At 62.3% G+C, this 26438-nt stretch carries 23 protein-coding genes; 11 read left to right on the forward strand and 12 right to left on the reverse strand.

From position 1 onward, the window contains the following. Positions 1-13: 13 nt before the first annotated feature. Complete coding sequence (trpE, locus tag MK745_RS09215; protein WP_243612998.1) at positions 14-1522, forward strand: anthranilate synthase component I; 1509 nt, start codon at positions 14-16, stop codon at positions 1520-1522. Positions 1523-1564: 42 nt separating this feature from the next. On the opposite strand, the gene MK745_RS09220 is transcribed toward trpE, so the two are convergent. Beyond that, entirely contained in the window at positions 1565-2926 is a 1362-nt protein-coding gene (locus tag MK745_RS09220; protein ID WP_243612999.1) for a divergent polysaccharide deacetylase family protein, read from the reverse strand. Positions 2927-3101: 175 nt separating this feature from the next. Here MK745_RS09220 and MK745_RS09225 point away from each other — a divergent pair, with 175 nt between their 5' ends. The 7 genes from MK745_RS09225 to lexA all read left to right on the forward strand — a co-directional run bounded on the left by MK745_RS09225 (position 3102) and on the right by lexA (position 8696). Then, the gene (locus MK745_RS09225) at positions 3102-3695 is read left to right on the forward strand and encodes an anthranilate synthase component II (RefSeq protein ID WP_243613000.1); all 594 of its coding nucleotides are present in this window, start codon (positions 3102-3104) and stop codon (positions 3693-3695) included. Then, on the forward strand, positions 3692-4714 hold the full coding sequence (gene trpD / locus MK745_RS09230; protein WP_243613001.1) for an anthranilate phosphoribosyltransferase: 1023 nt from the start codon (positions 3692-3694) through the stop codon (positions 4712-4714). Before MK745_RS09225 ends, trpD begins: the two co-directional genes overlap by 4 nt. Before the next feature lie 57 nt (positions 4715-4771). Then, entirely contained in the window at positions 4772-5428 is a 657-nt protein-coding gene (locus MK745_RS09235) for a uracil-DNA glycosylase (RefSeq protein ID WP_243613002.1), read from the forward strand. Further along, complete coding sequence (trpC, locus tag MK745_RS09240; protein WP_243613003.1) at positions 5425-6237, forward strand: indole-3-glycerol phosphate synthase TrpC; 813 nt, start codon at positions 5425-5427, stop codon at positions 6235-6237. The genes MK745_RS09235 and trpC overlap by 4 nt, the downstream gene beginning before the upstream one ends. Next, the gene (moaC, locus tag MK745_RS09245; protein WP_243613004.1) at positions 6237-6722 is read left to right on the forward strand and encodes a cyclic pyranopterin monophosphate synthase MoaC; all 486 of its coding nucleotides are present in this window, start codon (positions 6237-6239) and stop codon (positions 6720-6722) included. Before trpC ends, moaC begins: the two co-directional genes overlap by 1 nt. Then, positions 6719-7894: a molybdopterin molybdotransferase MoeA gene (locus MK745_RS09250; protein ID WP_243613005.1), complete on the forward strand. Its 1176-nt coding sequence runs from the start codon at positions 6719-6721 to the stop codon at positions 7892-7894. The genes moaC and MK745_RS09250 overlap by 4 nt, the downstream gene beginning before the upstream one ends. A 91-nt stretch (positions 7895-7985) precedes the next feature. Further along, positions 7986-8696 carry a transcriptional repressor LexA gene (gene lexA / locus MK745_RS09255; protein ID WP_243613006.1) on the forward strand — a complete coding sequence of 237 codons (711 nt, stop codon included), beginning with the start codon at positions 7986-7988 and terminating at the stop codon, positions 8694-8696. Here the strand turns inward: lexA and MK745_RS09260 are convergent. After that, complete coding sequence (locus tag MK745_RS09260) at positions 8690-10735, reverse strand: ComEC/Rec2 family competence protein (RefSeq protein ID WP_243613007.1); 2046 nt, start codon at positions 10733-10735, stop codon at positions 8690-8692. The genes lexA and MK745_RS09260 overlap by 7 nt on opposite strands. Positions 10736-10814: 79 nt before the next feature. Here MK745_RS09260 and gltX point away from each other — a divergent pair, with 79 nt between their 5' ends. From gltX to MK745_RS09275, 3 genes are all read left to right on the forward strand, one after another. Continuing rightward, positions 10815-12239, forward strand: coding sequence for a glutamate--tRNA ligase (gene gltX / locus MK745_RS09265; RefSeq protein WP_243613008.1), 1425 nt, complete (start codon positions 10815-10817; stop codon positions 12237-12239). Between the two features lie 70 nt (positions 12240-12309). Then, entirely contained in the window at positions 12310-13605 is a 1296-nt protein-coding gene (gltA, locus tag MK745_RS09270; RefSeq protein ID WP_243613009.1) for a citrate synthase, read from the forward strand. 241 nt (positions 13606-13846) lie between these two features. Next, a complete protein-coding gene (locus tag MK745_RS09275) occupies positions 13847-14848 on the forward strand; it encodes a calcium-binding protein (protein ID WP_243613010.1) in 1002 nt (333 codons plus the stop codon). Here MK745_RS09275 and MK745_RS09280 read toward each other — a convergent pair. The 10 genes from MK745_RS09280 to MK745_RS09325 all read right to left on the reverse strand — a co-directional run bounded on the left by MK745_RS09280 (position 14845) and on the right by MK745_RS09325 (position 26373). After that, complete coding sequence (locus MK745_RS09280; protein WP_243613011.1) at positions 14845-15624, reverse strand: enoyl-CoA hydratase-related protein; 780 nt, start codon at positions 15622-15624, stop codon at positions 14845-14847. The genes MK745_RS09275 and MK745_RS09280 overlap by 4 nt on opposite strands. 71 nt (positions 15625-15695) lie before the next feature. Continuing rightward, the gene (locus tag MK745_RS09285; RefSeq protein ID WP_243613012.1) at positions 15696-16148 is read right to left on the reverse strand and encodes a cytochrome c-type biogenesis protein; all 453 of its coding nucleotides are present in this window, start codon (positions 16146-16148) and stop codon (positions 15696-15698) included. Further along, the gene (locus tag MK745_RS09290; RefSeq protein ID WP_243613013.1) at positions 16145-18121 is read right to left on the reverse strand and encodes a heme lyase CcmF/NrfE family subunit; all 1977 of its coding nucleotides are present in this window, start codon (positions 18119-18121) and stop codon (positions 16145-16147) included. Before MK745_RS09290 ends, MK745_RS09285 begins: the two co-directional genes overlap by 4 nt. 83 nt (positions 18122-18204) lie before the next feature. Then, the gene (locus MK745_RS09295) at positions 18205-18765 is read right to left on the reverse strand and encodes a holin family protein (RefSeq protein ID WP_243613014.1); all 561 of its coding nucleotides are present in this window, start codon (positions 18763-18765) and stop codon (positions 18205-18207) included. Further along, positions 18756-19367, reverse strand: coding sequence for a holin-associated N-acetylmuramidase (locus MK745_RS09300; protein ID WP_243613015.1), 612 nt, complete (start codon positions 19365-19367; stop codon positions 18756-18758). The genes MK745_RS09295 and MK745_RS09300 overlap by 10 nt, the downstream gene beginning before the upstream one ends. 136 nt (positions 19368-19503) lie before the next feature. Beyond that, on the reverse strand, positions 19504-19947 hold the full coding sequence (gene ccmE / locus MK745_RS09305) for a cytochrome c maturation protein CcmE (RefSeq protein WP_243613016.1): 444 nt from the start codon (positions 19945-19947) through the stop codon (positions 19504-19506). Positions 19948-19963: 16 nt separating this feature from the next. Next, entirely contained in the window at positions 19964-20992 is a 1029-nt protein-coding gene (gene argC / locus MK745_RS09310; protein ID WP_243613017.1) for an N-acetyl-gamma-glutamyl-phosphate reductase, read from the reverse strand. Between the two features lie 107 nt (positions 20993-21099). Further along, complete coding sequence (locus MK745_RS09315) at positions 21100-21912, reverse strand: glutamate racemase (protein ID WP_243613018.1); 813 nt, start codon at positions 21910-21912, stop codon at positions 21100-21102. 30 nt (positions 21913-21942) lie between these two features. After that, positions 21943-22821 (reverse strand): lysophospholipid acyltransferase family protein, encoded by an 879-nt coding sequence (locus tag MK745_RS09320; protein WP_243613019.1) that lies wholly within the window; start codon positions 22819-22821, stop codon positions 21943-21945. Between the two features lie 132 nt (positions 22822-22953). After that, complete coding sequence (locus MK745_RS09325; protein ID WP_243613020.1) at positions 22954-26373, reverse strand: indolepyruvate ferredoxin oxidoreductase family protein; 3420 nt, start codon at positions 26371-26373, stop codon at positions 22954-22956. Positions 26374-26438 lie beyond the last annotated feature (65 nt).

Genomic DNA, 26438 nt, shown 5'->3' on the forward strand with positions numbered 1-26438 from the left:
AAAGGCCCCTGCCGTGGAACTGACCCCCTCCTACGAGACCTTCGCCGCCGCTTATGAGGCCGGTCACAATCAGGTCGTCTATGCCCGGCTGGCCGCCGATCTCGACACCCCAGTGTCGCTCATGCTCAAGCTGACGGGCGCACAGAAAGACGCGTTTGTCCTTGAATCGGTGACTGGCGGTGAGGTGCGTGGGCGGTATTCGATCATCGGCATGAAGCCGGATCTGATCTGGCAATGTCATGGAGAGACGGCCCGGATCAACCGCAATGCACGGTTTGACCCCGAAGGGTTCGTGGACCAGAAAGAAGACCCCCTCGCCGCCCTGCGCGCCCTCATCGCCGAGAGCCGCATCGACCTGCCCGAAGACTTGCCCCAAGCGGCGGCAGGTCTTTTTGGCTATCTCGGGTATGACATGATCCGCCTCGTCGAACACCTGCCGGATGTGAACCCCGACCCGCTCGGTCTGCCCGATGCCTGTATGCTGCGCCCCTCGGTGGTTGCCGTGCTTGATGGGGTCAAAGGAGAGGTCACGGTGGTAAGCCCGGCCTGGGTCACCGATGGCATGTCCGCGCGTGCCGCCTATGCGCAGGCCGCCGAGCGCGTGATGGACGCGGTGCGCGACCTTGAACGCGCCATGCCGCAGGCCGCGCGCGATCTTGGCAAAGCCCACGAAATCGCCCCGCCCCAGTCCAACTTTACCAAGGACGCCTATATGGCGGCGGTTGAAAAGGCCAAGAACTATATCCGCGCCGGCGACATCTTTCAGGTCGTGCCCGCACAACGTTGGACACAGGAATTCCGCGAGCCGCCTTTCGCGCTCTACCGGTCCTTGCGGCGCACCAACCCCTCGCCCTTTATGTTCTATTTCAACTTCGGCGGCTTTCAGGTCATCGGTGCCAGCCCCGAGATCCTCGTCCGAGTTTTCGGCAACGAAGTCACGATCCGTCCCATCGCTGGCACCCGCCCGCGCGGCGCAACGCCGGAAGAGGACAAGGCGCTCGAAGAGGATCTTCTGGCGGACAAGAAGGAACTCGCCGAACATCTCATGCTCTTGGACCTCGGGCGCAATGACGTGGGTCGCGTGGCCAAAATCGGCAGCGTGCGCCCGACCGAAAAATTCATCATCGAACGCTACAGCCACGTGATGCACATCGTCTCAAACGTGGTGGGCGAATTGTCCGAGGACCATGATGCGCTCTCGGCCTTTTTCGCCGGTATGCCCGCAGGCACTGTCTCGGGCGCGCCCAAGGTCCGCGCGATGGAGATCATCGACGAGCTGGAACCAGAGAAACGCGGTGTCTATGGCGGCGGCGTCGGCTATTTCTCGGCAGGCGGCGACATGGACATGTGTATCGCCCTGCGCACGGCGATCGTGCAGGATGAAAAGCTCTATATCCAAGCCGGGGGCGGCGTCGTCTACGACAGCGACCCGGAGGCCGAGTATATGGAAACCGTCCATAAATCGAACGCCATCCGCCGCGCCGCTGCGGACGCCTCGCGCTTTACCGGTGACGGGAACTAACAACCACACGCGTAGGGTGGGTTTTCAACCCACCTTCCGACCTTAGTTCTCTTTGGCGCGCAACACCGCCGACACCGGCGCAAGCGCAACGGTGCGCGCCCTGTCTTGAATGCCCCAGACCAACAGCGCTGAAAGCGTCTCTTCGCGCACCCTCCCCACCATAATGACGCCACCTTCCTGATCGGCCTTGAACGCGGCTTGATCAAGGAAGCGGCGGATCACCGTCGCATTCTGGCCCTTGCCGTCGAAGTCGCGGAACACGGTCGCCGCCGGAACACCTTCGCGGCTGGCAAGCTTTTGCGCCGTGTTGAGACCGTTGGGGAACATCACGAGCCCATGCCCCGACGCAAGTAGCACCTGTGCCACCTGATCGGACAATGCCCGCGCGCCCTGAAGCCCGTCTTCGCCCCCTTCCATCACGGCCACGGCCCCCGGCATCGCCTTGAGATGCGCTTCCATCGCGATCTCCACATCCGCCGGAGCGGCTGCGGCGGGAATATCCACCATGGCAAGCGTCTCGAACCCCATCTCGCGATAGGCCGCCTCGCGCGCCGCGGCATCAGGCGCCAGCGTATTGATCGCGAAACTCAGCGGATAGGGAAAGTCCGCGAAGGCAGTGACATCAACCGGTGCGCTGCCATCATCCACAAGGACGATCGACATCAGAGGCTTGCCGTCTTCCGCCTCGAACGCCACTGCATTGACGTCGAAAGGACGCGGTGCGGCCTCATCGGCGCCCTCGTCGCCCACAGTGGGGAGCCGCGAGGACTTGTGCTGCGGAAAGCTCTCTTCGAGCGTTCCCGCCGGCTGCATAAGCGGCGCGGGCGTGTCGTTGCCAACCTCATCCGCCTCGGCCCCCGGTGTCAGGTCCGCATCCCCTTCGGGTGTCTCAAACGCACTGCCAACAGCAGGCACAGTCGGCGCGGCGGGTTGATCTGGATTGGTCGTGATCGACGCCTCGGCCTCGGCTTCAGGCAGTGCAGCCACTTCGGCCTCGGGCGCTTCCGGTGCACGGGCCTGCGGGGCCGGGATCACGGGATTTTCCGCATCGCCCTCTCCTCCAAGACCGCTTTCCGAGGTCTCAAGGTCGGGGGCGGTCAGGCTATCCTGCGGAACGGCCGGGTCCGGTTTCGGCGCCGAGGCCGTGTCGGCAAGCGGCGAGTCATCATCCTCTGACGCCGCGGCTTCGACAGTGCCGCCCGCATCGCCGCCAAGGCTCTCATCGGCCTGCGACGGGCTTTCGATGCCGCCCGTGTCTTCCTTGTCAGAGCCAGTGGTCGTCTCCACGGCGCTGGTCTGCGGCGCAACGGTCGCCGGCAATGGTGCCAGAAGCGATGCCACAGCCACGACAAGGCTGACGAACACGCCGCCCCAGATCACACCGCCTAGAAACCCTCGAAACATCTGCCCTGCCCTCCATTCGCCGCCAAACTGGTCTCTTGGTCCATTCCGGGAACCGAAAAGGGGTCTTCGCGCCCCGTGGCCCCCTTGACCCCCAGCGTCAAGCCTGAGCATGTATACCGCGACCATGGCCGGGGTCTCCACCCCGTTTCAAGAACTTTGAGCGAAGAACTTCAAAATGCTGCTCCTGATCGACAATTACGACAGCTTTACCTACAACCTCGTGCACTATCTTGGCGAGCTTGGCGCAGATGTGAGCGTCTACCGCAACGACGCCCTGACAGTGCAGGATGCGATGGCACTGCGCCCGTCCGGTATTCTGCTGTCCCCTGGTCCCTGCGACCCCGACCAAGCAGGCATCTGCCTCGCCCTGACACAGGCCGCCGCAGAGACCAAGCTGCCGCTGCTCGGTGTCTGCCTCGGACATCAGACCATCGGACAGGCCTTTGGTGGCAAGGTCATCCGCTGTCATGAGATCGTCCACGGCAAGATGGGCACCATGCATCATAGCGGCAAAGGCCTTTTCAAGGGCCTGCCCTCGCCCTTTGCCGCGACGCGTTACCATTCCCTCGTCGTCGAACGCGAGAGCCTACCTGAGTGCCTCGAAGTCACGGCCGAGCTCGAAGATGGCACCATCATGGGCCTTGAGCACCGCACGTTGCCAATACAGGGCGTTCAGTTTCACCCCGAATCCATCGCATCCGAACACGGCCATGCGATGCTGAAGAATTTCCTCGACATGATGCCGGCCAAAGAAGGGGAACCCGCATGAGCGATGCCATCAAACCGTTGATTGGCGCCGCCGCCGATCGCCCCCTGTCCCGTGACGAGGCTGAAACCGCCTTCGAAATCCTGTTCGATGGCGAAGCGACACCGTCGCAGATCGGTGGCCTGCTGATGGCGCTGCGCACGCGCGGTGAAACGGTAGACGAATATGCCGCCGCCGCCGCTGTCATGCGCGCCAAATGCAAGCCGGTCAAAGCCCCCGCAGGTGCGATCGACATTGTTGGCACGGGCGGTGATGGCAAGGGCACGCTCAACATCTCGACCGCGACCGCCTTCGTCGTCGCGGGCGCAGGCGTCCCCGTCGCCAAACACGGCAACCGCAACCTGTCGTCCAAATCCGGCGCGGCAGATGCCCTGACACAGATGGGTGTCAACGTCATGGTTGGCCCGGAAGTCGTTGAAAAGGCGCTCGAAACCTGCGGTATCGCCTTCATGATGGCGCCGATGCATCACCCGGCGATTGCCCATGTGATGCCAACCCGACAAGAGCTCGGCACGCGCACGATCTTCAACATTCTCGGCCCGCTGACCAACCCGGCGGGGGTGAAACGCCAACTCACCGGTGCCTTCTCACGCGATCTCATTCGCCCGATGGCCGAAACCCTCGGCAAGCTCGGGAGCGAACACGCCTGGCTCGTCCATGGCAGCGACGGCACCGACGAACTGGCAATTTCCGGCGTCAGCTGGGTCTCTGCGCTCGAAACCGACGGCTCGGTGAAGGATGTAGAGATTCACCCCGAAGACGCGGGCCTCCCGGTGCATCCTTTCGAGGACATCCTTGGCGGCACGCCGGAGGAGAACGGCAAAGCCTTCCGCGCCCTCCTTGACGGCGCCCCGAGCGCCTATCGCGATGCGGTCCTGTTGAACTCCGCCGCTGCGCTCGTTGTCGCCGATGCCGTGAACGATCTGCGCGAGGGCGTTGAGAAGGCACGCGAAAGCATCGACAGTGGGAAGGCGCTCGCCGCGATCCAAGGGCTCGCCAAGGTGACCTCCGCGGCAAGCTGAACCAAGGGCGGCAGCGGTTTCAATACCGCTTGCCCGCGCCAAGAGGAGAGCAACAGGATGCCGATCCCCGCGGCTTGGGCGCATCTGCCCTTCTTTGCAAACGACTACCCCGCCCTCAAAGCGGCACTGGTCGCCGAGACACGGGTCATTCTGCCTCCCGAGGCGCAACGCTTCGCCGCGCTCGACGCCTGCGCGCCCACCGACACGCGTGTGGTCATCCTCGGCCAAGACCCTTACCCGACGCCCGGCCACGCGCATGGCCTTGCCTTTTCGGTCGAACCGGACGTGCGCCCTCTGCCGCGCTCACTTGGCAATATCTACAAGGAAATGCGCGAAGACCTTGGCGACGCGCCCGAGAACGGCGACCTGCGCTTCTGGGCTTCTCAAGGCGTGCTCTTGCTCAATACCGCCCTGACCGTCCCTGCCGGAGAGGCTGGAGGCCATGCGAAACTCGGCTGGAACCGCCTTGTCGAAGAAGTGCTCACCGAAATCTCGTCCCGCCCCACCGCCTTTGTCCTCTGGGGCAAACAGGCACAGACCCTTGCGCGCCATATTTCAGCGCCTAAGAATGGGGGCCAACATCTGCTGATCGAATCCGCGCATCCCTCGCCGCTTTCGGCCCGGCGCGGTTTCTTCGGCTCTCGCCCGTTTTCACGGATCAATTCATGGCTTGCCGCCCAAGGCCAGCCCGCAATCAACTGGACCCGCCCATGACCGCTACCGTGCTCGACAAGATCAAGGCCTACAAGCTCGAAGAGATCGCCGCCGACAAGGCCGCCAAGCCTTTGGCCGAGGTCGAAGCCGAAGCCAAGGCCGCCGATCCGACCCGTGGCTTTGCCGAGGCCCTGCGCATGGCAAGCCGAGAGGGCTATGGCCTGATCGCCGAGGTGAAAAAGGCCTCGCCCTCCAAGGGGCTGATCCGCGAGGATTTCAACCCGCCCGCCCTCGCTCAGGCCTATGAGGCGGGCGGCGCAACCTGTCTCTCGATCCTGACGGACACGCCTTCGTTTCAGGGAGACAAAAGCTTCCTGACCGAAGCCCGCGCCGCCACGTCCCTGCCGGCCCTGCGCAAAGACTTCATGTATGACACCTATCAGGTTGCCGAGGCCCGCGCGCTTGGGGCCGACTGCATCCTCATCATCATGGCTTCTGTCTCCGACGCACAGGCGCAGGAGCTTGAGGATGCTGCCTTCGGCTGGGACATGGATGTTCTGATCGAAGTGCATGACGCCGAAGAACTCGAACGTGCCGCGCATCTGAAATCGCCCCTGATCGGCATCAATAACCGCAACCTCAAGACTTTCGAGACCACGCTCGACACCACCCGGCAGCTCTCGAAACTCGTTCCCGTGGATCGCCTCATGGTCTCGGAAAGTGGCCTCAACACACCGCAAGACCTTTCCGAAATGGCCCGCTATGGTGCACGCTGTTTCCTCATCGGCGAAAGCCTGATGCGACAGGATGACGTTGAGCTTGCCACGCGCACGCTCCTTGCCAACCCGCTGCGCCCGGGAGGCATGTGATGAGCGACGCCAAGGGCCTTACGCATTTTGACCAGAAGGGCGACGCCCATATGGTCGATGTCTCCGACAAGGCGGTCACCTCGCGCATCGCCACCGCCGAGGGCTGGGTCAAGATGGCGCGCGACACCCATGACATCATCGCCGAGGGCCGTGCCAAGAAGGGCGATGTGCTCGCCGTGGCCCGTCTTGCCGGGATCATGGGCGCCAAGCAATGTTCTAACCTGATCCCGCTTTGCCATCCCCTACCGATCACCAAGGTTGCCGTGGACCTCGTGCCAGACGCCGACCTTCCCGGCGTGCGGATTGAGGCGACGGTCAAGACCACGGGCCAGACCGGGGTCGAAATGGAAGCGCTCACAGCGGTCAATATCGCGGCGCTGACGGTCTATGACATGTCCAAAGCCGTGGACAAGGACATGGAAATAGGCGGCATCCGAGTGATCCTCAAGGACGGCGGCAAATCTGGCCGCTACGAAGCGCAATGATCTCGGTTGCCGAGGCGCTCGACAAGCTTTTCGCGTTGGCGCGACCGCTTGAGACGGAAACTGTGCCCCTTGCCCAAGGTCATGGCCGCGTGCTCGCCGCGCCGCTTGCCGCGCGCCTCACGCAACCGCCGTTTTCCGCCTCCGCCATGGACGGCTATGCGATTTGCGAAGAAGATGCTTGTCCAGAGATCCAATTGCGCGTGATCGGAGAAGCGGCAGCCGGGCACCGTTTCGAAGGCGCCGTCGCACGCGGCAAAGCAGTGCGCATCTTCACCGGCGCTCCGATACCCGCAGGCGCCAGCCGTGTCATCATTCAGGAAGATGTGATCCGCGACGGGGATATGATCACGCTCAGCGATACGCTCGACAAAGGCCCCCATATCCGCCCGGCCGGCGCAGACTTTGCCGAAGGCACGCCCTTTCACGCGCCCAAGCGCCTGACACCCGCCGATATCGCCCTTCTGGCCGCGATGAACCTCGCCGAGCTGCCGGTCATCCGCCGCCCCCGCGTCGCCATCATGTCGACGGGCGACGAGCTGGTCATGCCCGGCGAAACGCCCGGCCCCGATCAGATCATCGTCTCCAACTCCTTTGGCCTTGCCGCGCTTCTCTCCGATCTGGGTGCGGAACCGCGCCTGCTGCCGATTGCCCGCGATAACCATGACTCTCTCAGGACCGCATTTTCGCTCATCGAGGATGCCGATCTCGTGCTGACCATCGGCGGAGCCTCCGTGGGCGACCATGATCTCGTGGGGGAGGTCGCTGCCGATCTCGGCATGGAGCGCAGTTTCTACAAGATCGCCATGCGCCCCGGTAAGCCGCTCATGGCGGGCCGTTTGGCAACAGGCGCGATGATGATTGGCTTGCCCGGTAACCCGGTCTCGGCCATGGTCTGCGGTCATGTCTTCGTCACTCCGGTGATCCGCGCGCTACAAGGCTTGCCCCCTGCACCGGCGACCGAGGCCACAGCCGGCCTCGCCGCGCCCGTCGCGGCCAATGGCCCGCGAGAGCACTACATGCGCGCCCGGATCGAGAACGGCCAGATCACCGCTTTCAATCGCCAAGACAGCGCGCTGCTTTCGGTGCTCGCCGCCGCCAATGCCCTCTTGATCCGCCCACCGAACGATCCGGCACGCGAGGCGGGCGAGACGGTCCGGTACATCTCGCTCTGATCGCGTTTGTTTCCGCTCTGTTCGCGCCCCAGTTGACACAAAACGGGAACATGGGTAGAACAAAAGGAAATATCCGACGCGGAGATGCCCCATGCTGACCAAAAAGCAACTCGACCTGCTCGAATTCATCCACAAGCGCTTGCAACGCGATGGCGTCCCGCCAAGCTTTGACGAGATGAAAGATGCGCTCGACCTGCGGTCGAAGTCCGGTATTCACCGCCTCATCACGGCGCTTGAGGAGCGTGGCTTTATCCGACGCCTTGCGCATCGCGCCCGCGCTATCGAGATTGTCAAACTGCCTGAATCCCTTGGCGGTACCTCCGAAGTGCAGGGCGGATTTAAGCCTCGCGTCATCGAAGGCCCGCACCCCTCGCCCTCGCAGCCCGCCAATATCCTGCCCGAAGAGGTCGTGCTGCATGCCCGCGAACTGCCCGTGATGGGCAAGATCGCCGCCGGCGTCCCGATTGAGGCCATCAGTCATGTGGACCACCACGTCGCAGTGCCGGGGCAAATGCTGCGCTCGGGGGGCTCGCATTACGCGCTCGAGGTCAAGGGGGACTCGATGATCGAGGCCGGGATCAACGATGGTGACGTCGTCATCATCCGCGAAAGCGAAACCGCCGAGAATGGCGAAATCGTCGTCGCCCTCGTCGAGGATCAGGAAGCGACCCTGAAACGCTTCCATCAGAACGGCAATTCCATTGCGCTCGAGGCGGCGAACCCATCTTACGAGACCCGCGTCTACCCCTCCGACAAGGTCAAGGTGCAGGGCACGCTTGTCGGGCTGATCCGCACCTACTGAGGCCGAAGCGCCCTCGTATTCCACATGCGCCGCCCGCTGATGTCGCGGGCGGTTTTCATTTGCAGGCCATCCTTGCGCGCATATAGCGCAACCGCGCCCGATTTGCGGAGCCGCGCCGGGGTCCACACATCACAGGGCAAGTCGGTGTCGGTGTCGTGGCTGAGCACCACAAGCGCGGTCTCCGGACAGTCTGCCAGCGCCGCGACCTCGCGTTTCCCAAACACATGCCAGAGCGCGAGACCGCCAAGCTCCACCTTGCGCACCCTGCCCTCGCCAGCCCCCCATCGCGCCGCCGCATCCGCCTGATCCGCCCCGTCGCCATCATTCTCGAGCCAGTTGCGCGCCACAAATCCGGCGCCGCGCGGCTTGCTCAGCGCGCGCGCGCCCGTCTCCTGCATCACCCCCACAAGGCCACCTGTATCCGCGATGAGCGCCAGAGGTCGCTCTGTTCCGATCCATAGGACGCCCGCGACAAGCACCGGCACCGCGCCAAGACACCGCGCCCGCCCCTGCCAGAGGATCGCCCAAAGCATGCCAAGCGCCAAGAGCGGCAGTACCGCAGCAGGCGGGCGCGGCACATGACCGACCGCCCCCTCAAGCCCGGCAACCCACCGCGCCACCCATAGGATCGCATCAAGCCCAAGCCCCATCGGCACAAGCCCCACCGCCTCAAGCCCAATCGGCGCAAGACAGGCCGCAACCACAGCCGAAGGCACGACAACCGTCCCCATGATCGGCACCGCCAGAAGATTTGCCACAAGCCCATAATGCGACACCGTATTGAAATGCGCCGCCCCGAACGGCGCGGTGGCCAAACCGGCCACCAATGACGACACCGCCACAGCAAAGACCGGACGCAAGAAGCGCGGAATCCTGAGCGGTCCACGCTTGCGCAGAATCTCAAACACCGCGACAAGCGCCGTTGTGGCGGCAAAGGACATCTGGAACCCCGGACCCAGCATCGCCTCGGGCCGCAACATCAGCACCACCATCGCCGCCACCGCGACCGCCCGCAGGCTGATCGCGCGCCGGTCGACCATGACCGCCAAGAGCGCCACGGCCGCCATGGCATAGGCCCGTTCTGTCGCCACGTTCCCGCCCGATAAGAGCAGGTAACCCGTCGCAGCCCCAAGCGCGACCATTGCGGCGATTTTTTTGGTCGGCAGGTAAAGCGCGCTCCACTCATGCAGCGCCATGCCATAGCGCAGGCTGGCAAAGACAAAGCCAACCAAAAGCCCCATATGCAGCCCCGATATCGCCAGAAGATGCGCAAGGTTCGACGCGCGCAGCGCCTCGAGCGTCGATTGAGGCACGCCACTGCGGTCTCCGGTCGTCACCGCCGCCGCGAGGGCGCCCGTCTCCCCGGAAAGGCGGTTTCGGATGGCGTCGGACAGACGAAGCCGCAGCCGTAGCAAGCTCTGGCGGTCCGGCGCCGGGGCAAGCGCCAGAACCGGCACCCGCGTATAGCCGATAGCCCCGATCCCCTGAAACCACGCGTGGCGTTTGAAATCAAAGCCCCCCGGCTCCACCGGGCCGGACGGTGGCGCAAGATGTCCGGTCAGAATCACGGTCATATGGGGTTTCGGGTCGATGAACCTTTGGTCTCCATGCAGGGCCACCCGGACCCGTTTCGGAACCTTCTCTGACACCACCCGCGCAAGCACCACCCTATCCAATGTCAGGCGCAACGCATCTGAGGCCGAACGATCAATGCCCACGATCCGCCCCTCGACTGGTCCGTAGTAGCGCCAGTCCAACACCGGCGCGGCAACCCGGTGCGCCCGTACCCCGGCGATGGCGACGCCTAACAAACAGAACGCCACCCCAAGCGCCAACGGCCGCGCGGCTTCCGGCAGAGCCCAGACGCCCCCAAGCCCGGCAAAAGCCATTGCCCCACAGACACCGAGAAAGAGGACGGATGGCTCTTCTCGGCTTAGGAAAAAGGCCCCGATCCCAAGCGCGAGGCACACCGGTGCCCAAGGGAAGAGATAGCCGCGTTGCCCCTGAAGGGCCGCCCCGATCCGCGCCAACAGTTGCAAGCCTTGTCCTCTCTCGGGCAGGTCGCTAGACAGGCGCCAACGCTAGTCCAATCTTGGTTACGGAAAGGTTAACCCCCTCATGACACGCCAGGTCGTCACCCGTTTTGCTCCCTCGCCCACCGGTTTTCTGCACATCGGTGGCGCGCGCACCGCGCTGTTCAACTGGCTCTATGCCCGGGGGCGCGGCGGCAAGTTCCTCTTGCGCATCGAGGACACGGACCGCGAACGCTCCACGCCCGAGGCCACGGCAGCGATCCTTCAGGGTCTCGACTGGCTTGGCCTCGACCATGATGGCGAGGTGATCTCGCAATTCGAAGGCGCCGACCGCCACGCCGAGGTGGCCCGTGACCTCCTCGCCCAAGGCAAGGCCTACAAGTGCTTCGCGACGCAGGACGAAATCGCCGCCTTCCGCGAGACCGCCCGCGCCGAGGGCAAGTCGACGCTTTACCGCTCGCCCTGGCGCGATGCCGATCCCGCGACACATCCGGACGCGCCTTATGTCATCCGCATCAAGGCGCCACAGGATGGCGCCACGGTGATCCGCGACGAGGTGCAAGGCGACGTGACGATCCGCAATGATCAACTCGATGACATGATCCTGTTACGCTCCGATGGCACGCCTGTGTACATGCTGGCTGTTGTCGTCGATGACCATGACATGGGCGTCACCCACGTGATCCGGGGCGACGATCACCTCAACAATGCCGCGCGTCAGATGATGATCTATGAGGCGATGGGCTGGGACGTGCCGGTCTGGGCCCATATCCCGCTCATTCACGGCCCCGATGGCAAGAAGCTCTCCAAGCGGCACGGCGCGCTCGGGGCACAGGAATACCAAGTCATGGGCTATCCCGCGGCAGGCATGCGCAACTACCTCGCGCGTTTGGGCTGGAGCCACGGCGATGATGAGTTCTTTACCGATGCCCAGGCACTCGACTGGTTCGACCTTGATGGAATCGGCAAGAGCCCTGCCCGTTTTGACACCAAGAAGCTCGAAAACCTCTGCGGTCAGCACTTTGCTGTCGCAGAAAATGCTGCGCTGCTGCATGAGCTTCAGGCCTTTCTGACGGCCTCGGGCGAGACACCGCTCTCGGACGAAAAAATTGAGGGGATGGACCGGGCCCTCTACTGCCTCAAAGATCGCGCCAAGACCTTCCCCGACCTCATTGAAAAGGCTTACTTTATCCTGACTGACCGGCCTCTTCAGCCGGACCAGAAAGCGATGAAGAATCTCGATTCAGTATCCCGTGGTATACTGAATGAATTGACGCCGCAGTTGCAAAATGCTAGCTGGACGCGAGACGGTCTGGAGGCTGTTACCAACGCTTTCGCAGAGGCGAAAGAAATCAAGTTTGGCAAGATGGCAGGCCCCCTCCGGGCAGCCCTCGCCGGACGCGCGGTGACCCCCAGTGTATTTGATATGATGCTTGTTCTGGGCCGCGACGAATCCCTCGCCCGCCTGGAGGAAGCGGCTGATTTTGATCCGCAGGCCGGGGAGGCCTAATCCCCTGCCTGCGTTATGAGACGAACCGCCCGACGCGCCACGCCGAGGGAACGAGAGGAAGGGAACACGTATGACCGATAGCCAGAGAACTGCGACTTTGACCATTGGAGACAAGTCGTTTGATTTGCCGATCCATTCGCCGACGGCGGGGCCAGACGTGCTCGACATCCGCAAGCTCTATGCTCAGGCTGGTGTCTTTACCTACGATCCGGGCTTTACCTCGACCGCGTCCTGCGACTCCACCATCACCTATATTGATGGCAACGAGGGCGTCCTGCTGCACCGCGGCTATCCGATCAGCGATCTCGCAGGCAAATCGCACTATCTCGAAGTCTGCTTCCTGCTGCTCTACGGCTACCTGCCCTCCGCGGCAGAGCTTGAGCAGTTCGAAGACACGATCACGCGCCACACCATGGTGCACGAGCAGATGCACACCTTCTTCCGTGGCTTCCGCCGTGACGCGCACCCGATGGCGATCATGGTCGGTGTTGTCGGCGCAATGTCGGCCTTCTACCACGACTCGACCGACATCTCGGATCCGCGTCAGCGTGAAATCGCATCGCACCGCCTAGTTGCGAAGATGCCGACCATCGCGGCGATGGCCTATAAATACACCATCGGCCAGCCCTTCGTGTATCCGCGCAATGACCTCGACTATGCGTCGAACTTCCTGCGCATGTGTTTCGCCGTACCGGCCGAAGACTATGAAGTGAACCCGATCCTCGCCCGCGCGATGGACCGTATCTTTACGCTCCATGCCGACCACGAGCAGAACGCCTCGACCTCGACCGTGCGTCTTGCATCTTCGTCGGGCGCCAACCCGTTTGCCTGCATCGCAGCGGGCATCGCCTGTCTTTGGGGCCCCGCACATGGCGGCGCCAACCAGGCTTGTCTCGAGATGCTCAAGGAAATCGGCTCGCCCGAGAACATCCCGGAATACATCGCCCGCGCCAAGGACAAGGACGATCCGTTCCGCCTGATGGGCTTTGGCCACCGCGTCTATAAGAACTTTGACCCGCGCGCGACCGTGATGAAACAGTCCGCCGACGAGGTGCTCGAACTGCTCGGCGTGGAAAACAACCCGATCCTCGCGACCGCCAAGGCGCTCGAAGAAGCAGCCCTCGCCGATCCCTATTTCGCTGAGAAAAAGCTCTTCCCGAACGTCGACTTCTACTCGGGCATCATCCTCGAGGCGATGGGCTTCCCGACCTCGATGTTCACCCCGATCTTCGCGCTGTCGCGCACCGTCGGCTGGATCTCGCAGTGGAAAGAACAGTTCTCGGATCCGGCCCACAAGATCGGCCGCCCGCGTCAGCTTTATCTCGGCGAAACCGAGCGCAGCTACACGGACATCGAAGACCGCTAAGGCGCGATTCAACCCACATTCAAAGACGCGCCCCGGCCTTGCCGCGGGCGCGTTTTTCGTTGGGTTTTTGGTGCTAACCCTTTCTAATTCTGACGCTTTCCTTGGATTGTTCGCAAACCGTAAACAACCGCGACTGTGATTTGACTTCTCTCACGACTCGGCGCAAATCTTAACGCGCTGGGACACATTTCTGCCTCATTTCCCGATCTGCCAACACGCGCTTCGCGCCAAGGGGGCCTTTATGCTCTACGCTGCCGCCATTCTCGGAACCGCCTTTCTTGGCTGGGGTCTCATCGAATTGCTTGGTGAAGACGATGACTCCGCGCCTGAAACCGTGGTCGAAGAACAAGAGTACGATACCGTCACCAAAGGCGACGCTGAAGACAACGACCTGACCGGCAGCACAGGCAATGACCTCCTGATCGGCAAGGGCGGCGACGACACGCTCACCGGCGGCGATGGCAACGACGACCTGCGTGGATGGGCCGGGTTCGATACCCTCTTTGGTGGCGACGGCATGGATACGCTCGATGGCGGCTCTGCCGACGATAGCCTCCGAGGCGGCGATGGCGATGACCTCCTGATCGGCGGCACCGGCGACGACCATCTCGAAGGCGGCGCCCAGAATGACCAGATGGCAGGCGGCGATGGCACCGATACGCTTTTTGGCGAACGCGGCGATGACTCGCTGCTCGGCAATGCAGGCGATGATAGCCTAATCGGTGGCAATGGCGCGGATGCTCTGGCTGGCGGCAGCGGAGAGGACGTCCTTCTTGGTGGTGACGGCAATGACGTGCTCCTCGGGACCGATCCTTTCGCCCACGAGCTGACCTTCGATGACCTGGCACAGATCTCCCCCGACGCCTCCGCCCTCGCCGGTCTCTCCGCCGATGTCAGCGAAGACACAAGCGGCCCTGACACGCTTTATGGCGAAGCCGGAGATGATTGGCTGGTGTTCGGCGCGGGCGATCAGGTCTGGGGCGGCGACGGCGAAGATCTCTTCACCCTCTTTAATGACCAAACCGACGGCAGCGCCCCGGCATCTATCGTCGATTTCAACAACGGGTCGGACGCGGAACAGATTGCCGTGATCTACAAAGGTGGCACCACACCCCCTGCCGTCACTGCCGAAAAGATCGGCGACGACACCCATGTTTCGCTGGATGGGGTCAAAGCACTGATCGTCGAGGATGAGGACGTGGCGACCGTTCTGGCCGCCATCGTCCTTGTCGAAAGCGCTTAACGCCCCTCGTAATGCGCTGGCCGTTTCTCTAGGAAGGCGACAACGCCTTCTTGGAAATCGCGGGTCTTGCCGCATTTGCCCTGAAGCTTCGCCTCGAGCGAAAGCTGCTCTTCGAAATCATTCTCCGGCGAAGCCTGAATCGCGGCCTTGATATGCGCGTAAGCCTGCGTTGGCCCTTCTGCGAGCGTCTTGGCCCGGCCGCGCCACGTCTCTTCAAACGCCTCATCGGCGACCGCTTCCCAGATCATGCCCCAGCTTTCCGCCTGTTTCGCACTGATCTTCTCGGCGAAAAGCGACGCGCCCATGGCACGCGCCTGCCCGACAAGCCGCGGCAGCGCATAAGTGCCGCCCGCATCCGGGATCAGACCAATCTTGGAAAACGCCTGCATGAAATAAGCCCGCTCCGACGCGATCACCACATCCGCCGCGAGCGCAAGGTTGGCCCCTGCCCCCGCTGCCGCACCGTTGACCGCCGCGATGACAGGCACCGGACAATCCCGGATCGCCCGTAGCATCGGCGTATACTCATCGCGCAACGCCCGCTCGAGATCGAGATTCGTGGCATTGCCCACGCCATCGCCAAGGTCTTGCCCAGAACAAAAGGCCCGCCCTGCCCCGGTAAGCACGACGACGCGCGCCTCGCGTCCAGCTTCGATCATCGCATGCGTGATCTCGGCCCGCATCTGTGCGGTAAAGGCGTTCATCACATCCGGGCGGTTGAGCGCAATGATCGCGATCCCGTCCGTGAGCTCATAGGTGATGGCTTGATAGTCCATGGCGTTTCCCCGTCAGTTCGATTTGCCCAGAGCATACCCGGACACCCTTCGCACCCAAGCGAAACCGCGCGTCATTCCTCGAGAATTTCTTTCAACCGCGCCTGTTCCTCGGCATCAAGCCCTTCTTCCGCCGTCTTCGGCGCGCTCTGGCGTCGGCGCAGGTAAAGCGCCGCCGTGCCAAGCGCGAGGAGGAGCATCACCGGCCCCGCAAGGTAGAGCACAAGGTTCGTCCCCCCTGCGCGCGGCTTGAGAAGGACATACTCACCATAGCGCGAAACGATGAAATCCACCGCCTCCTCATCCGTGTCCCCGGCGACAAGCCGTTCCCGCACCAAAAGCCGCAGGTCACGCGCCAGTTCGGCATTGGAATCGTCGATGCTCTCGTTGCGACACACAAGACAACGCAGGTCTTTCGACAGATCCCGCGCCCGTTCCTCGAGCACCGGATCATCAAGGATTTCGTCAGGCTGCACCGCCCAAACCGGCGCCGCGATCAGGGCAAGGATGACCAGAAGACGTTTCATTCCGCAGGCACTCCCGCACTCGGCACCGATTTGCGCGCCCCTGCGGCGACGCGATAGCGCCGGTCGCTGAGGCTGAAGACACCGCCAATCGCCATCATCAAACACCCTAGCCAGATCCAGTTGGTCAGCGGCTTGATGTAAATCCGCATGGCCCAACCGCCATCATTCTGCGGATCGCCAATCACCACATAGACATCGCGCAGGAACCGGTAGTCGATCGAGGCCTCTGTGGTCGGCATCGACTGCACCGGATAGGCGCGTTTCTCAGGATGTAGCGTCGCGACGAAATTGCCATCGCGGCGCACGGTCACGTCGCCCATGGTCGAGATATAGTTTGGCCCCTGCACGCGCTCGACGCTGTTGAGCGTGAACTCATAGGCGCCCACTGTCCACGGCTCGCCCGTCTGCACAACGCGGATATCTTCCTGCTCCCACGCCATCAGACCGGCAATCCCGACCATCGTCACGCCAAGCCCGGCATGGGCCACCGCCTTGCCCCAATCCGCGCGCGGCAGGCGTTTGAGACGACCAAGACGCTGACCGAACGCGCCGCGCCCGGTGCGGCTAAAGATATCGACCATCGCACCGACAACGATCCACGTCCCAAGGAAGACCCCGACCGGACCAAGAAGCGACTTTTCGCTCTGCACCGACCACGCGAGCCCGGCCAATGCAAACGCCAGCAAGAGCGCCGGCAGGAGCGGACGCGCCGCGCGCAGCACATTGGCCCGCTTCCAAGGCAGCATCGCACCCACCGGCAGAAGCACCCCGAGCAAGACCATGAACGGCGTGAACGCCATATTGAAGAACGGCGCCCCAACCGAGAGCTTGCGGGTAAAGAAGATCTCCGACACCAGCGGCCAGATCGTGCCGATAAACACCACGAAACAGGCCACCGCGAGAAGAATGTTGTTCATCACGAGAACGCTTTCGCGACTCACGATGCTAAAGACGCCCTTGGCCTCCATGGCGCTTGCCCGCGCGGCGAAAAGCATAAGCGCCCCGCCCATGAAGATCGCAAGAATCGCAAGGATAAACACCCCGCGCTCCGGGTCATTGGCAAAGGCATGCACCGAGGTGATGACGCCCGAGCGCACGATGAACGTCCCAATGAGGGAGAATCCAAAGGCCAGAATGGCAAGCAGGATGGTCCAGCTTTTCAACGCCTCGCGCTTCTCGACCACGATGGCCGAATGCAAGAGCGCCGCCGCAAGAAGCCACGGCATGAACGAGGCATTCTCGACCGGATCCCAGAACCAGAACCCGCCCCAGCCAAGCTCGTAATAGGCCCACCAAGACCCAAGCGCGATACCAATGGTGAGGAACACCCATGCCGCCAGCGTCCAAGGCCGCACCCACCGCGCCCATGCCGCATCGACACGGCCCTCGATCAAGGCTGCCACAGCAAAGCTGAACGCCATCGAAAGGCCCACATACCCGAGATAGAGAAACGGCGGATGGAAGGCGAGACCGGGGTCTTGCAAAAGCGGGTTGAGCCCGTTGCCATCAAACGGCGGCACGCCTTCGCGAAGGAACGGGTTCGAGGTAAAGAGGATAAAGGCGTAGAAGGCCACCGACACAAGCGACTGCACCGCAAGCGCCCGCGCCCGCAGGCTTGGCGGCAAGTTGTTTCCAAACCACGCCAGCGTCGCCCCGAACAGCGTCAGGATCAACACCCAAAGGAGCATCGACCCCTCGTGGTTGCCCCAGACGCCCGAAATCTTATAGAGCATCGGCTTCATCGAATGCGAGTTGTTCGTCACCAGCGTCACCGAGAAATCAGAGACCACGAAGGCATAGGTCAACGCGCAAAACGAGAAGGCGGTGAGAAGGAACTGAATGCCCGCCGCCGGTTCAGCAACCGCCATCCAGGCGGGCCAGCGTTTATGAGCACCAATGAGCGGAACCACCGCCTGCACCACGGCGGTGAGGGCGGCGAGTATAAGGGCGAAGTGGCCGAGTTCTACTATCATGCCCTGCGTTATAAGTCGCACGCGTCCGGTGGCCAATGCATTTCGCGATGTGAATGCGATCACATTGTCGCGGGGGCGGCGCTTTATCGCAGGTCGCCCGCATCAGGCAGCGCGGCTTTGCGCGCCTCTGCCCGCCACGCCCCGAGCGCCGGGTTTTGCACATCCACAACGCTGTCCTCGCCGCCCTGCCGCAGCGTATCAATCGCGCCCTTGACTTGTGGCACACGTGTCAAAGTTTCCGCGATAGATCGTTGAAATTCCTGCCCTTTCGCTTGATGCCGCGCGCCGAAATAGAAGCTCACGATGACACCGAGAAGCCACCACAGGGGCTCCGGCACAAGCGCCAGCCCCGCCATGCGTGCCGAGAACCAAACCGGGTCGATCATCGCAACGATGACAAGGCCAATACAGCCAAGCGCCATGACCGGGCGCGGCAGGCGATTGAGCCCATCCATGATCCTGTCGAACGCGCCGCGCCGTGTGGCGCGAAACTCCGCCCCCTGTGCCGCCAGCGCCGCAAGCTGCACCTCCTTGGCCCGCGCCGCGCCGGCTTCGGCGTTCTCGCGAAACACCTCGACCGTCTCGCGCACCGCGTTGCGCCCGTCGCCGAAGATCATTGTGAAAATCCGCGCGATTAACCCCATGCCGCCACCCTTTCCTGAAACGCCGCTTCGCTTAGGCGATAGCGCGGCTGCATGAAGGCTTCGGCCCGCGTGATCCATCCGCCCTTCCCGCCATCCCGGCGGCGCGCGTATTTGCGGCTCGCCGGGCGGCGGTCGGCCAAGGCGAAATAGTAATTGCGCCGCGCAATCGCATAGGCATCGCCAAGATGATCCGGCGCGGCCCTGTCGGCCTCCGCCGCGGCCTGCACCGTCTCGCCCCCGATCACCCCATCAACCGTCACCGACCAACCCATCTCGCAAAGGAGCCTTTGCAGAATACGCACCGCCTGCCCGCCCGCGTTGACATACATGTCAAAAACCGACGCACGAAGGCTCTCTGGCAGGCCCTCTATGCCGGGACGGCGATAGTAGTGTTCAAGGAAAATCTCGACCGCCTGCACCTCGCTCACGCGCCGCACGTCCTGCGCATCCACATCGCCATCCCCGTCGAGATCGAGCCCCAAACGACGCATCGTGTGCACTGTCACGCCATGTTTCGTCGCCCCGCCCGGATCGTCCAGGTCATTCACATAGCCCCCTTCTCGCGCCACGATCTCGCGCGCAATCGCTGCCACATCCTGCATGATCGACCTCTATGCGTTGCCTGCATGATCGACCCTGCCGCGCCCGGGTTAACCGCGCCTCACACCACCGCACGGCCCAAACGCAAACGGCCCGCAGCATCTGCCACGGGCCGTCCTTTTACACTGGTGCTCGGGATCAGGAACCGGGTTCCTGATAAACCCCCTGCTCCTTGAGCGCATCCACCACTTCCTTAGGCATATAGGTCTCGTCATGCTTGGCGAGGATTTCCTCGGCCTCAAACACGCCATTGATATACCGCCCGGTGCCGATCATGCCTTGGTTTTCGTCAAACAGGTCCGGCAACACGCCAGTGAACACGACCGGGATCGACGCCCCGCCATCCGTCACCACGAAATGGATCGTCTCGCCCTGCCCGCGCTTGAGAGAACCTTCCTCGACAAGCCCGCCAATCCGGAAAACCTCGTTCGGCGGCGGCGGCGCATCGGCCACCTCGCTGGGGCTGCGGAAGAAGTTGATCCCGTCCTTGAAGGCAAACCCGATCAACCCCGTCGACACCGCGAGCGCCACGAAGGCCAGCACGATGATCTGGATGCGCCGTCTCTTCTTGAGGTTCTTCATTCTCTCATTCTCCGTATCAGGGGAACACCGGCGCGAGCATAAGCCCCGCGGTCTCCTCTTCCCCAAGCATCAGGTTGGCGTTCTGAATCGCCTGCCCGCTGGACCCCTTGGTCAGGTTGTCGAGCACCGCCACAACGATGGTGCGGCCCTCAATCCGGTCGCCCACAACGCCGATATGGCAGAAGTTGGACGCCCGCACATGTTTCACATTCGGCGTCTCGCCAAGCGGCAAGACCTCGATGAACGGCTCCGCCTCATAGGCCCGCGCAAGCGTCGCGTGAACCGTCTCGGCATCCCCGTGCACATAGGCCGTCGCAAGAATCCCCCGGTTCGCCGGAAGAAGATGCGGCGTGAACTGAATCCGCACCTCGCGCCCTGCAACCGCGCTGAACTCCTGATCGAACTCGCCAAGGTGACGGTGCTTCCCGCCTACGGCATAGGCGTTGTAGCCTTCGCTCAGCTCGGCATGCAGCAGGTTTTCCTTCAACGACCGACCTGCACCAGAGACTGCGCATTTCAGGTCGAGAATGATATGATCAAAGTCAATCACACCCTCGGCAATAAGCGGGCGCAGCACGAACTGCCCCGTCGCTGCGTTACAGCCGGTTCCGGCGACAAGCCGCGCCGATTTGATCTCATCGCGGTAGAACTCGGTCAGGCCATAGACCGCTTCTTTTTGCAACTCGACCGCATCATGTTCTCCGCCATACCACTTGGCGTATTCTTCCGGGTCGCGGAGACGGAAATCCGCCGAGAGATCGACCACTTTGACGGCCTCTGGCAGCGCCTTGATGACCTTCTGGCTCGTCGCATGCGGCAAGGCACAGAAACACAGGTCCACTCCGTCAAAGTCGATTTCATCGATTTTACAAAGCGTTGGAAGCTCAAGATGACGTAGATGCGGGAACACTTCGGCCATCTCCATCCCGGCCTTACGATCCGCCGAAAGCGCGACGATCTCCATGCTGGGATGGGTTGCAATAAGGCGGACAAGCTCGGCTCCGGTATAGCCGCTGGCCCCGAGGATGGCGATTTTATGGGTCATGTCTGGACCTCTTTCATCTGTGGGTTTCGCGCCCTTCCGGGGCGCGCCGTCCCAAACTTTGAGACGGTTATAATCATTCTAATTCAGGAATGCGAGAGACGCGCGGATCACGCTTTTTCGAACGTGATCTTTCGTCGCAGGAACTGCGTCGCGCGGCTCGAGACTTTCGCCGGATCGCCCGTCGTCAGGAAAAGCGACTCCTCCCCCGCGCCGATCATCTTCGGATGCCGCACAAGGTAGTCGGCAAGCGACTCTGCAACGAGGTTTGCCTGACTATAAACAGCAACGTCTGCGCCAAGTGCGTTCTGAAACGCTTCATGCATGAGCGGGTAGTGCGTGCAGCCAAGGATTGCCGCTTCCGGGTTTGGCATCTTGCGCTTGAGCGCATCGACATGGCTATTCACAAGCGCCTCGGCGAGGATCATGTCGCCCTCCTCGATGGCATCCACCACCCCGCCACAGGCCTGCGCCTCAACATCGACACCGATGGCGCGGAAGGCCAATTCACGCTGAAACGCACGGCTCGCCACGGTCGCGGGCGTCGCGAAAAGCGCCACGTGTTTGACTGCAACCTCGCGCGGTGGCGAGTTATCGCCCCAGCTCCGCTCGGTCAGCGCTTCAATCAAAGGCACGAAAACCCCCAAGACCCGCTTATCCGTCGGGATCCAGCTTTCTTGCATCCGTCTGAGGGCCGCCGCACTTGCGGTGTTACAGGCAAGGATCACGAGATCACAGCCCGCCGCCCACATCCGCTCCACCGCGGCGGTGGTGAGGTTGTAGACGTCATCCGCATCCCGCACCCCGTAAGGCGCATGCGCGTTGTCTCCGAAATACACGAAGGGCACATCCGGCAACCGCTTGGTCACCGCGTCCAGAACCGTCAGCCCACCAAGGCCACTATCAAAAATGCCGACTGCCATGATCTCTCGCCACTACCCTCGGGGCCTGTCTCAGGCCTTGTATTTCTCTTCAAATTCAAACCCGTATCCCTCAAGCGGAATGGGTTCTGGAGACAGAGCATAGGTCTGCATCCTGAGGAAGTCCATCAGCGCCTTGGTATCCTTGCTACGTGCATCAAGCGCGGCGCGGTCAATCGGCTCTCCTATCACCACGCGCACCGGCGTATCGACCCGTTTCTTGAACTCCCGAATGAGGAATCCCATCCGAAGCGTGACATGCAAATGGCTGGCAAGTTGGAACAGGCGGCTTGTCGTGCCATCAAAGAAGACCGGCACCACCGTCGCTTTGGATTTCGCCACCATCCGCGCCGTAAACCCACGCCAGCCCGGATCGAGCGGCAAGCCAAAAGGCGTCTGCGCCGTCGACACCGTGCCGCCCGGAAAAATCCCGATCGCACCGCCCTGCGCAAGGTAGTCGAGCGCCGTCTTGCGGGTTTGCAGGTTGAGCTTCACCGCCTCTTTCGTCTCGTCAAACGAGACCGGCAGGATGATCCGGTTGAGATCTTCAGCCTTACGAAACACCTGATGCGCGAGAATGCGGAAATCGCCCCGCGTCTCCGACAGGATATGGCCAAGCATCAACCCATCGAGAATCCCATAAGGATGGTTGGCAATGAGGATCAACGGCCCCTCGCGCGGGATATTGTCGAGCGAGCCGCCCACCACCTCGAGCTTGAGCCCGTAGCGTTCGGTCATCACCTCCCAGAAATCGCGCCCCTGCGCGACCTCGTGCTCATAGCCCTTGGCCCGCTTGATAAGCCCGATCCGCCCGGTCGCGTTCTCTAGGACACGGATCATCGCCCGCCCGCCCTTGGTCGCGGCGGAATGGGCATAGCTGATTTCTCTGGCAACGTCTTTCTGGTGCGCCATGGCTGTGTCTTTCCGGCTTCTCACGCGTCACATAATCCTGTTCCGCGCCTCTGGAAAGACCTTATGACACTGCCGTGACAGCCAGATGACCCGGCGGCAACACTCTGCCGCCGGGATCTCTTCGTCCCGCGCTTATTCCGCCGCCTCAGGAAGCGCCTCGCCACTCTTCAGAACCGCAAGGATTTCCTCCCGGCGCTTAGCGGCCTTCTCGGCGTTCTCCGCCTTGACCGGACCAAAGCCCCGGATCGAGAGCGGCAGTTCGGCAAGCGCAATCGCTGCGTCCGACGCCTTGTCACCATGCTCAGCAAGAAGCGCCTTCATATCGGCCTCATACTGCTTGATGAGCGCGCGCTCCATCTTGCGTTCTTCGGTGCGGCCAAAGGGATCAAGCGGCGTACCGCGCAGCCCTTTGAGCTTGGCAAGGATTTTGAACCCGCGAAGCATGCCCGGCCCAAAGGTCTTTTTCTCCGGCCGACCGTTCGCCCCCATCTTCGACAGGATCGGCGGCGCAAGGTGGAACTTCATCTTAAAGTCCCCCTCGAACACCTCTTCCGCCTTCGCCCGGCTCTCAAGATGCAGGCGCGCGACCTCATATTCGTCCTTATAGGCCAGAAGCTTGTGATACCCCTTCGCCACCGCCTCCTTGAGGCGTTCGTCTTGGATTCCCTCGACCATCTTGCGATACCGCTTGGCAAGGCCCTTGCCCTGATACTTCACCAGGTGGTCGGCCCGAAACGCGATCTTCTCCTCAAGGGACTTCGGCAAGGACACCACGTTCGGCGTGACCATTTTGCCCGCCTCTTCCGGGTAAAGCACGGCCCAACGCCCAATCTCAAACGCGCGCAGGTTCTTCTCGACCGCCGCACCATTAAGCTCGATCGCCGATTTGAGTGCTTCATGGCTGACCGGGACAAGCCCCTTCTGCCACGCCGCGCCAAAGATGATCATGTTGGAAAAGATCGAATCCCCAAGCACGATCCGCGCAAGCTCCGACGCATCAAACATCGAAAGCCCCTCCTTGAGCCGCGCCTCAAGCGCCACCTCAAGCCGGTCGGTCGGCAGTTTGAACTCTGTGTCGCGGGTAAAATCGCCGGTGATGATCTCGTGGCTGTTCACAACAGCCCCCGTGCGCCCCGTCGATGTAAGGCCAAGCGTCTTCGCCCCGGCGCTCACCACAAGGTCGCCCCCGATCAGCGTATCGCATTCGCCCGTGGCAACGCGGATCGCGCTGATGTCTTCCGGCGTCTCAGCAAGGCGACAATGGATATGCACCGCACCGCCCTTCTGCGCGAGGCCCGCCATCTCCATCATGCCTGCGGCCTTGCCGTCGATCTGTGCCGCCTGTGCAAGCACCGCGCCGATGGTGACAACACCCGTGCCGCCGACGCCGGTAATCACGACGTTATGCGTGCCTTCGATCGTCTTGATCTCAGGGCCGACCATCTCCGGCAGGTCCAATTCCGCCGTCGCCTCCTTGCGGATCTTCGCCCCTTCCACGGTAAGGAAGCTCGGGCAGAACCCATTCAGACAAGAGAAGTCCTTGTTACAGGAGGATTGGTTGATCGCCCGTTTGCGGCCAAGCTCGGTCTGCACCGGCTCGATAGAGATACAGTTCGACTGCACCCCGCAATCGCCGCAGCCCTCGCAGACATCGGTGTTGATGAACACCCGCTGATCCGGGTCCGGGAAAAGCCCGCGCTTGCGGCGGCGGCGCTTCTCTGCGGCGCAGGTCTGGATGTAAAGAATGACCGATACACCCTTGTGATCCCTGAATTTTTCCTCAACCGTGAGCAGTTCTTTGCGCTCATGAAAGTCTAGCCCGGTCGGGAAACCGGCACGGTCGACCTCTTCCTTCTCGTCATAAACCACGGCCACATGCTCAACCCCCATCGCCTTCACTTCGGCGGCGATCTGCTGGGGCGAAAGATCGCCCTCGTTGGCCTGCCCGCCGGTCATCGCGACGGCATCGTTATAGAGAATCTTGTAGGTGATGTTGGTCCCCGCCGCGAGCGCAGCACGGATCGCCTGAATGCCAGAGTGGTTGTAGGTGCCATCGCCGAGGTTCTGGAACACATGCGCGCGTTTGGAGAACGGCGCCTCCCCGATCCAGTTCGCGCCCTCGCCGCCCATATGGGTAAAGCCCACGGTATCGCGATCCATCCACTGCACCATGTAGTGACAGCCAATACCCGCATAGGCCCGGCTTCCATCCGGAAGCTTGGTGGAGCTGTTATGCGGACAGCCCGAGCAGAAATACGGGATACGCGCAGCGATTTCCTCGGCATTGTCGGCGCGTTTCGCTTCGGCGATCTGCGCCAGCCCCGCCTTGACGGCTTCGGTTCCACGGCCCTCTTCAATGAGGATTTCGCCAAGCTTCTCGGCAATCATGATCGGATCAAGCGCCGCCTTGGTCTGGAACAGTTCCGGCCCATGCATCGAGCCCGCACCGCCGCCCTTGTGCCAGCCATAGACCCGGCGGCCCCGACGGTCGTCAAAGATCGCTTCCTTGACCTGCACCTCAATGAGCTTGCGCTTTTCCTCCACCACGACAATCAGGTCGAGCCCCTCAGCCCAATCGTGGAACCCCTTCATATCCAAGGGGAATGTCTGACCGACTTTGTAGGTCGTGATGCCAAGACGCTCGGCCTCCGCCTCGTCGATCCCGAGAAGCGAGAGCGCATGCACAAGGTCGAGCCAGTTCTTGCCCGCCGCCACGAACCCGATCTTCGCGCCGGGCTTGCCCCACATGCGCTTGTCCATCTTGTTGGCATGGCTAAAGGCTTCGGCGGCAAAACGTTTATAGTCGATCATCCGCGCTTCCTGCGCGTGCGGCGTGTCGGTCAGGCGGATATTGAGACCGCCCTCTGGCATCTCGAACTCCGGCGTCACGAAACTCAAACGGTTCGGATCGCCATTGACGACCGCCGTCGCCTCGATCGTGTCCTTCATCGTCTTGAGGCCGACCCAGACGCCGGCAAATCGCGACAACGCGATACCGTAAAGACCGTAATCGAGAATTTCCTGCACCCCAGCGGGCGATACAACCGGCATATAGGCATCGACCATGGCCCATTCTGATTGATGCAACACGGTCGAGCTTTCGCCCGTGTGGTCATCGCCCATCGCCATCAGCACACCGCCATGCGCCGAAGTGCCCGCCATATTGGCGTGGCGCATCACGTCACCGGTGCGGTCCACCCCCGGCCCCTTGCCATACCAAAGGCCGAACACGCCATCGAACTTACCTTCACCGCGCAGCTCGGCCTGCTGGCTACCCCAAAGCGCCGTTGCCGCAAGGTCTTCGTTGAGACCCGCCTGAAAGGTAATGTCATTTTCCGTCAGATGCTTTTCGGCGCGCATCATTTGGCTGTCCACTGCACCAAGCGGCGAGCCGCGATACCCGGTCACAAGCCCCGCCGTATCAAGCCCCGAGGCCCGGTCGCGCGCCTTTTGCATCAACATCAGACGCACAAGCGCCTGTGTCCCGTTGAGCAGAACATTCTGCTTCTCCAGGTCGAATCGATCAGCGAGACTGACTTTCTGGATACTCATCACGCACCTCCCCTCGGCGGATTTTTTCTAGATCAAATATATCGCAATATTAGGTCACTATTTTT

It is taken from the genome of Shimia aestuarii (assembly GCF_022814865.1).
GTDB classification, from domain to species: domain Bacteria; phylum Pseudomonadota; class Alphaproteobacteria; order Rhodobacterales; family Rhodobacteraceae; genus Shimia; species Shimia aestuarii_A.

What these genes read in the sequence shown, in the direction of transcription:
- MK745_RS09220 (WP_243612999.1), bottom strand. Translation starts at nt 2,926, where the DNA reads ATGTTTCGAGGGTTTCTAGGCGGTGTGATCTGGGGCGGCGTGTTCGTC.
- MK745_RS09225 (WP_243613000.1), top strand. Translation starts at nt 3,102, where the DNA reads ATGCTGCTCCTGATCGACAATTACGACAGCTTTACCTACAACCTCGTG.
- trpD (WP_243613001.1), top strand. Translation starts at nt 3,692, where the DNA reads ATGAGCGATGCCATCAAACCGTTGATTGGCGCCGCCGCCGATCGCCCC.
- MK745_RS09235 (WP_243613002.1), top strand. Translation starts at nt 4,772, where the DNA reads ATGCCGATCCCCGCGGCTTGGGCGCATCTGCCCTTCTTTGCAAACGAC.
- trpC (WP_243613003.1), top strand. Translation starts at nt 5,425, where the DNA reads ATGACCGCTACCGTGCTCGACAAGATCAAGGCCTACAAGCTCGAAGAG.
- moaC (WP_243613004.1), top strand. Translation starts at nt 6,237, where the DNA reads ATGAGCGACGCCAAGGGCCTTACGCATTTTGACCAGAAGGGCGACGCC.
- MK745_RS09250 (WP_243613005.1), top strand. Translation starts at nt 6,719, where the DNA reads ATGATCTCGGTTGCCGAGGCGCTCGACAAGCTTTTCGCGTTGGCGCGA.
- lexA (WP_243613006.1), top strand. Translation starts at nt 7,986, where the DNA reads ATGCTGACCAAAAAGCAACTCGACCTGCTCGAATTCATCCACAAGCGC.
- gltX (WP_243613008.1), top strand. Translation starts at nt 10,815, where the DNA reads ATGACACGCCAGGTCGTCACCCGTTTTGCTCCCTCGCCCACCGGTTTT.
- gltA (WP_243613009.1), top strand. Translation starts at nt 12,310, where the DNA reads ATGACCGATAGCCAGAGAACTGCGACTTTGACCATTGGAGACAAGTCG.
- MK745_RS09275 (WP_243613010.1), top strand. Translation starts at nt 13,847, where the DNA reads ATGCTCTACGCTGCCGCCATTCTCGGAACCGCCTTTCTTGGCTGGGGT.
- MK745_RS09280 (WP_243613011.1), bottom strand. Translation starts at nt 15,624, where the DNA reads ATGGACTATCAAGCCATCACCTATGAGCTCACGGACGGGATCGCGATC.
- MK745_RS09285 (WP_243613012.1), bottom strand. Translation starts at nt 16,148, where the DNA reads ATGAAACGTCTTCTGGTCATCCTTGCCCTGATCGCGGCGCCGGTTTGG.
- MK745_RS09290 (WP_243613013.1), bottom strand. Translation starts at nt 18,121, where the DNA reads ATGATAGTAGAACTCGGCCACTTCGCCCTTATACTCGCCGCCCTCACC.
- MK745_RS09295 (WP_243613014.1), bottom strand. Translation starts at nt 18,765, where the DNA reads ATGGGGTTAATCGCGCGGATTTTCACAATGATCTTCGGCGACGGGCGC.
- MK745_RS09300 (WP_243613015.1), bottom strand. Translation starts at nt 19,367, where the DNA reads ATGCAGGATGTGGCAGCGATTGCGCGCGAGATCGTGGCGCGAGAAGGG.
- ccmE (WP_243613016.1), bottom strand. Translation starts at nt 19,947, where the DNA reads ATGAAGAACCTCAAGAAGAGACGGCGCATCCAGATCATCGTGCTGGCC.
- argC (WP_243613017.1), bottom strand. Translation starts at nt 20,992, where the DNA reads ATGACCCATAAAATCGCCATCCTCGGGGCCAGCGGCTATACCGGAGCC.
- MK745_RS09315 (WP_243613018.1), bottom strand. Translation starts at nt 21,912, where the DNA reads ATGGCAGTCGGCATTTTTGATAGTGGCCTTGGTGGGCTGACGGTTCTG.
- MK745_RS09320 (WP_243613019.1), bottom strand. Translation starts at nt 22,821, where the DNA reads ATGGCGCACCAGAAAGACGTTGCCAGAGAAATCAGCTATGCCCATTCC.
- MK745_RS09325 (WP_243613020.1), bottom strand. Translation starts at nt 26,373, where the DNA reads ATGAGTATCCAGAAAGTCAGTCTCGCTGATCGATTCGACCTGGAGAAG.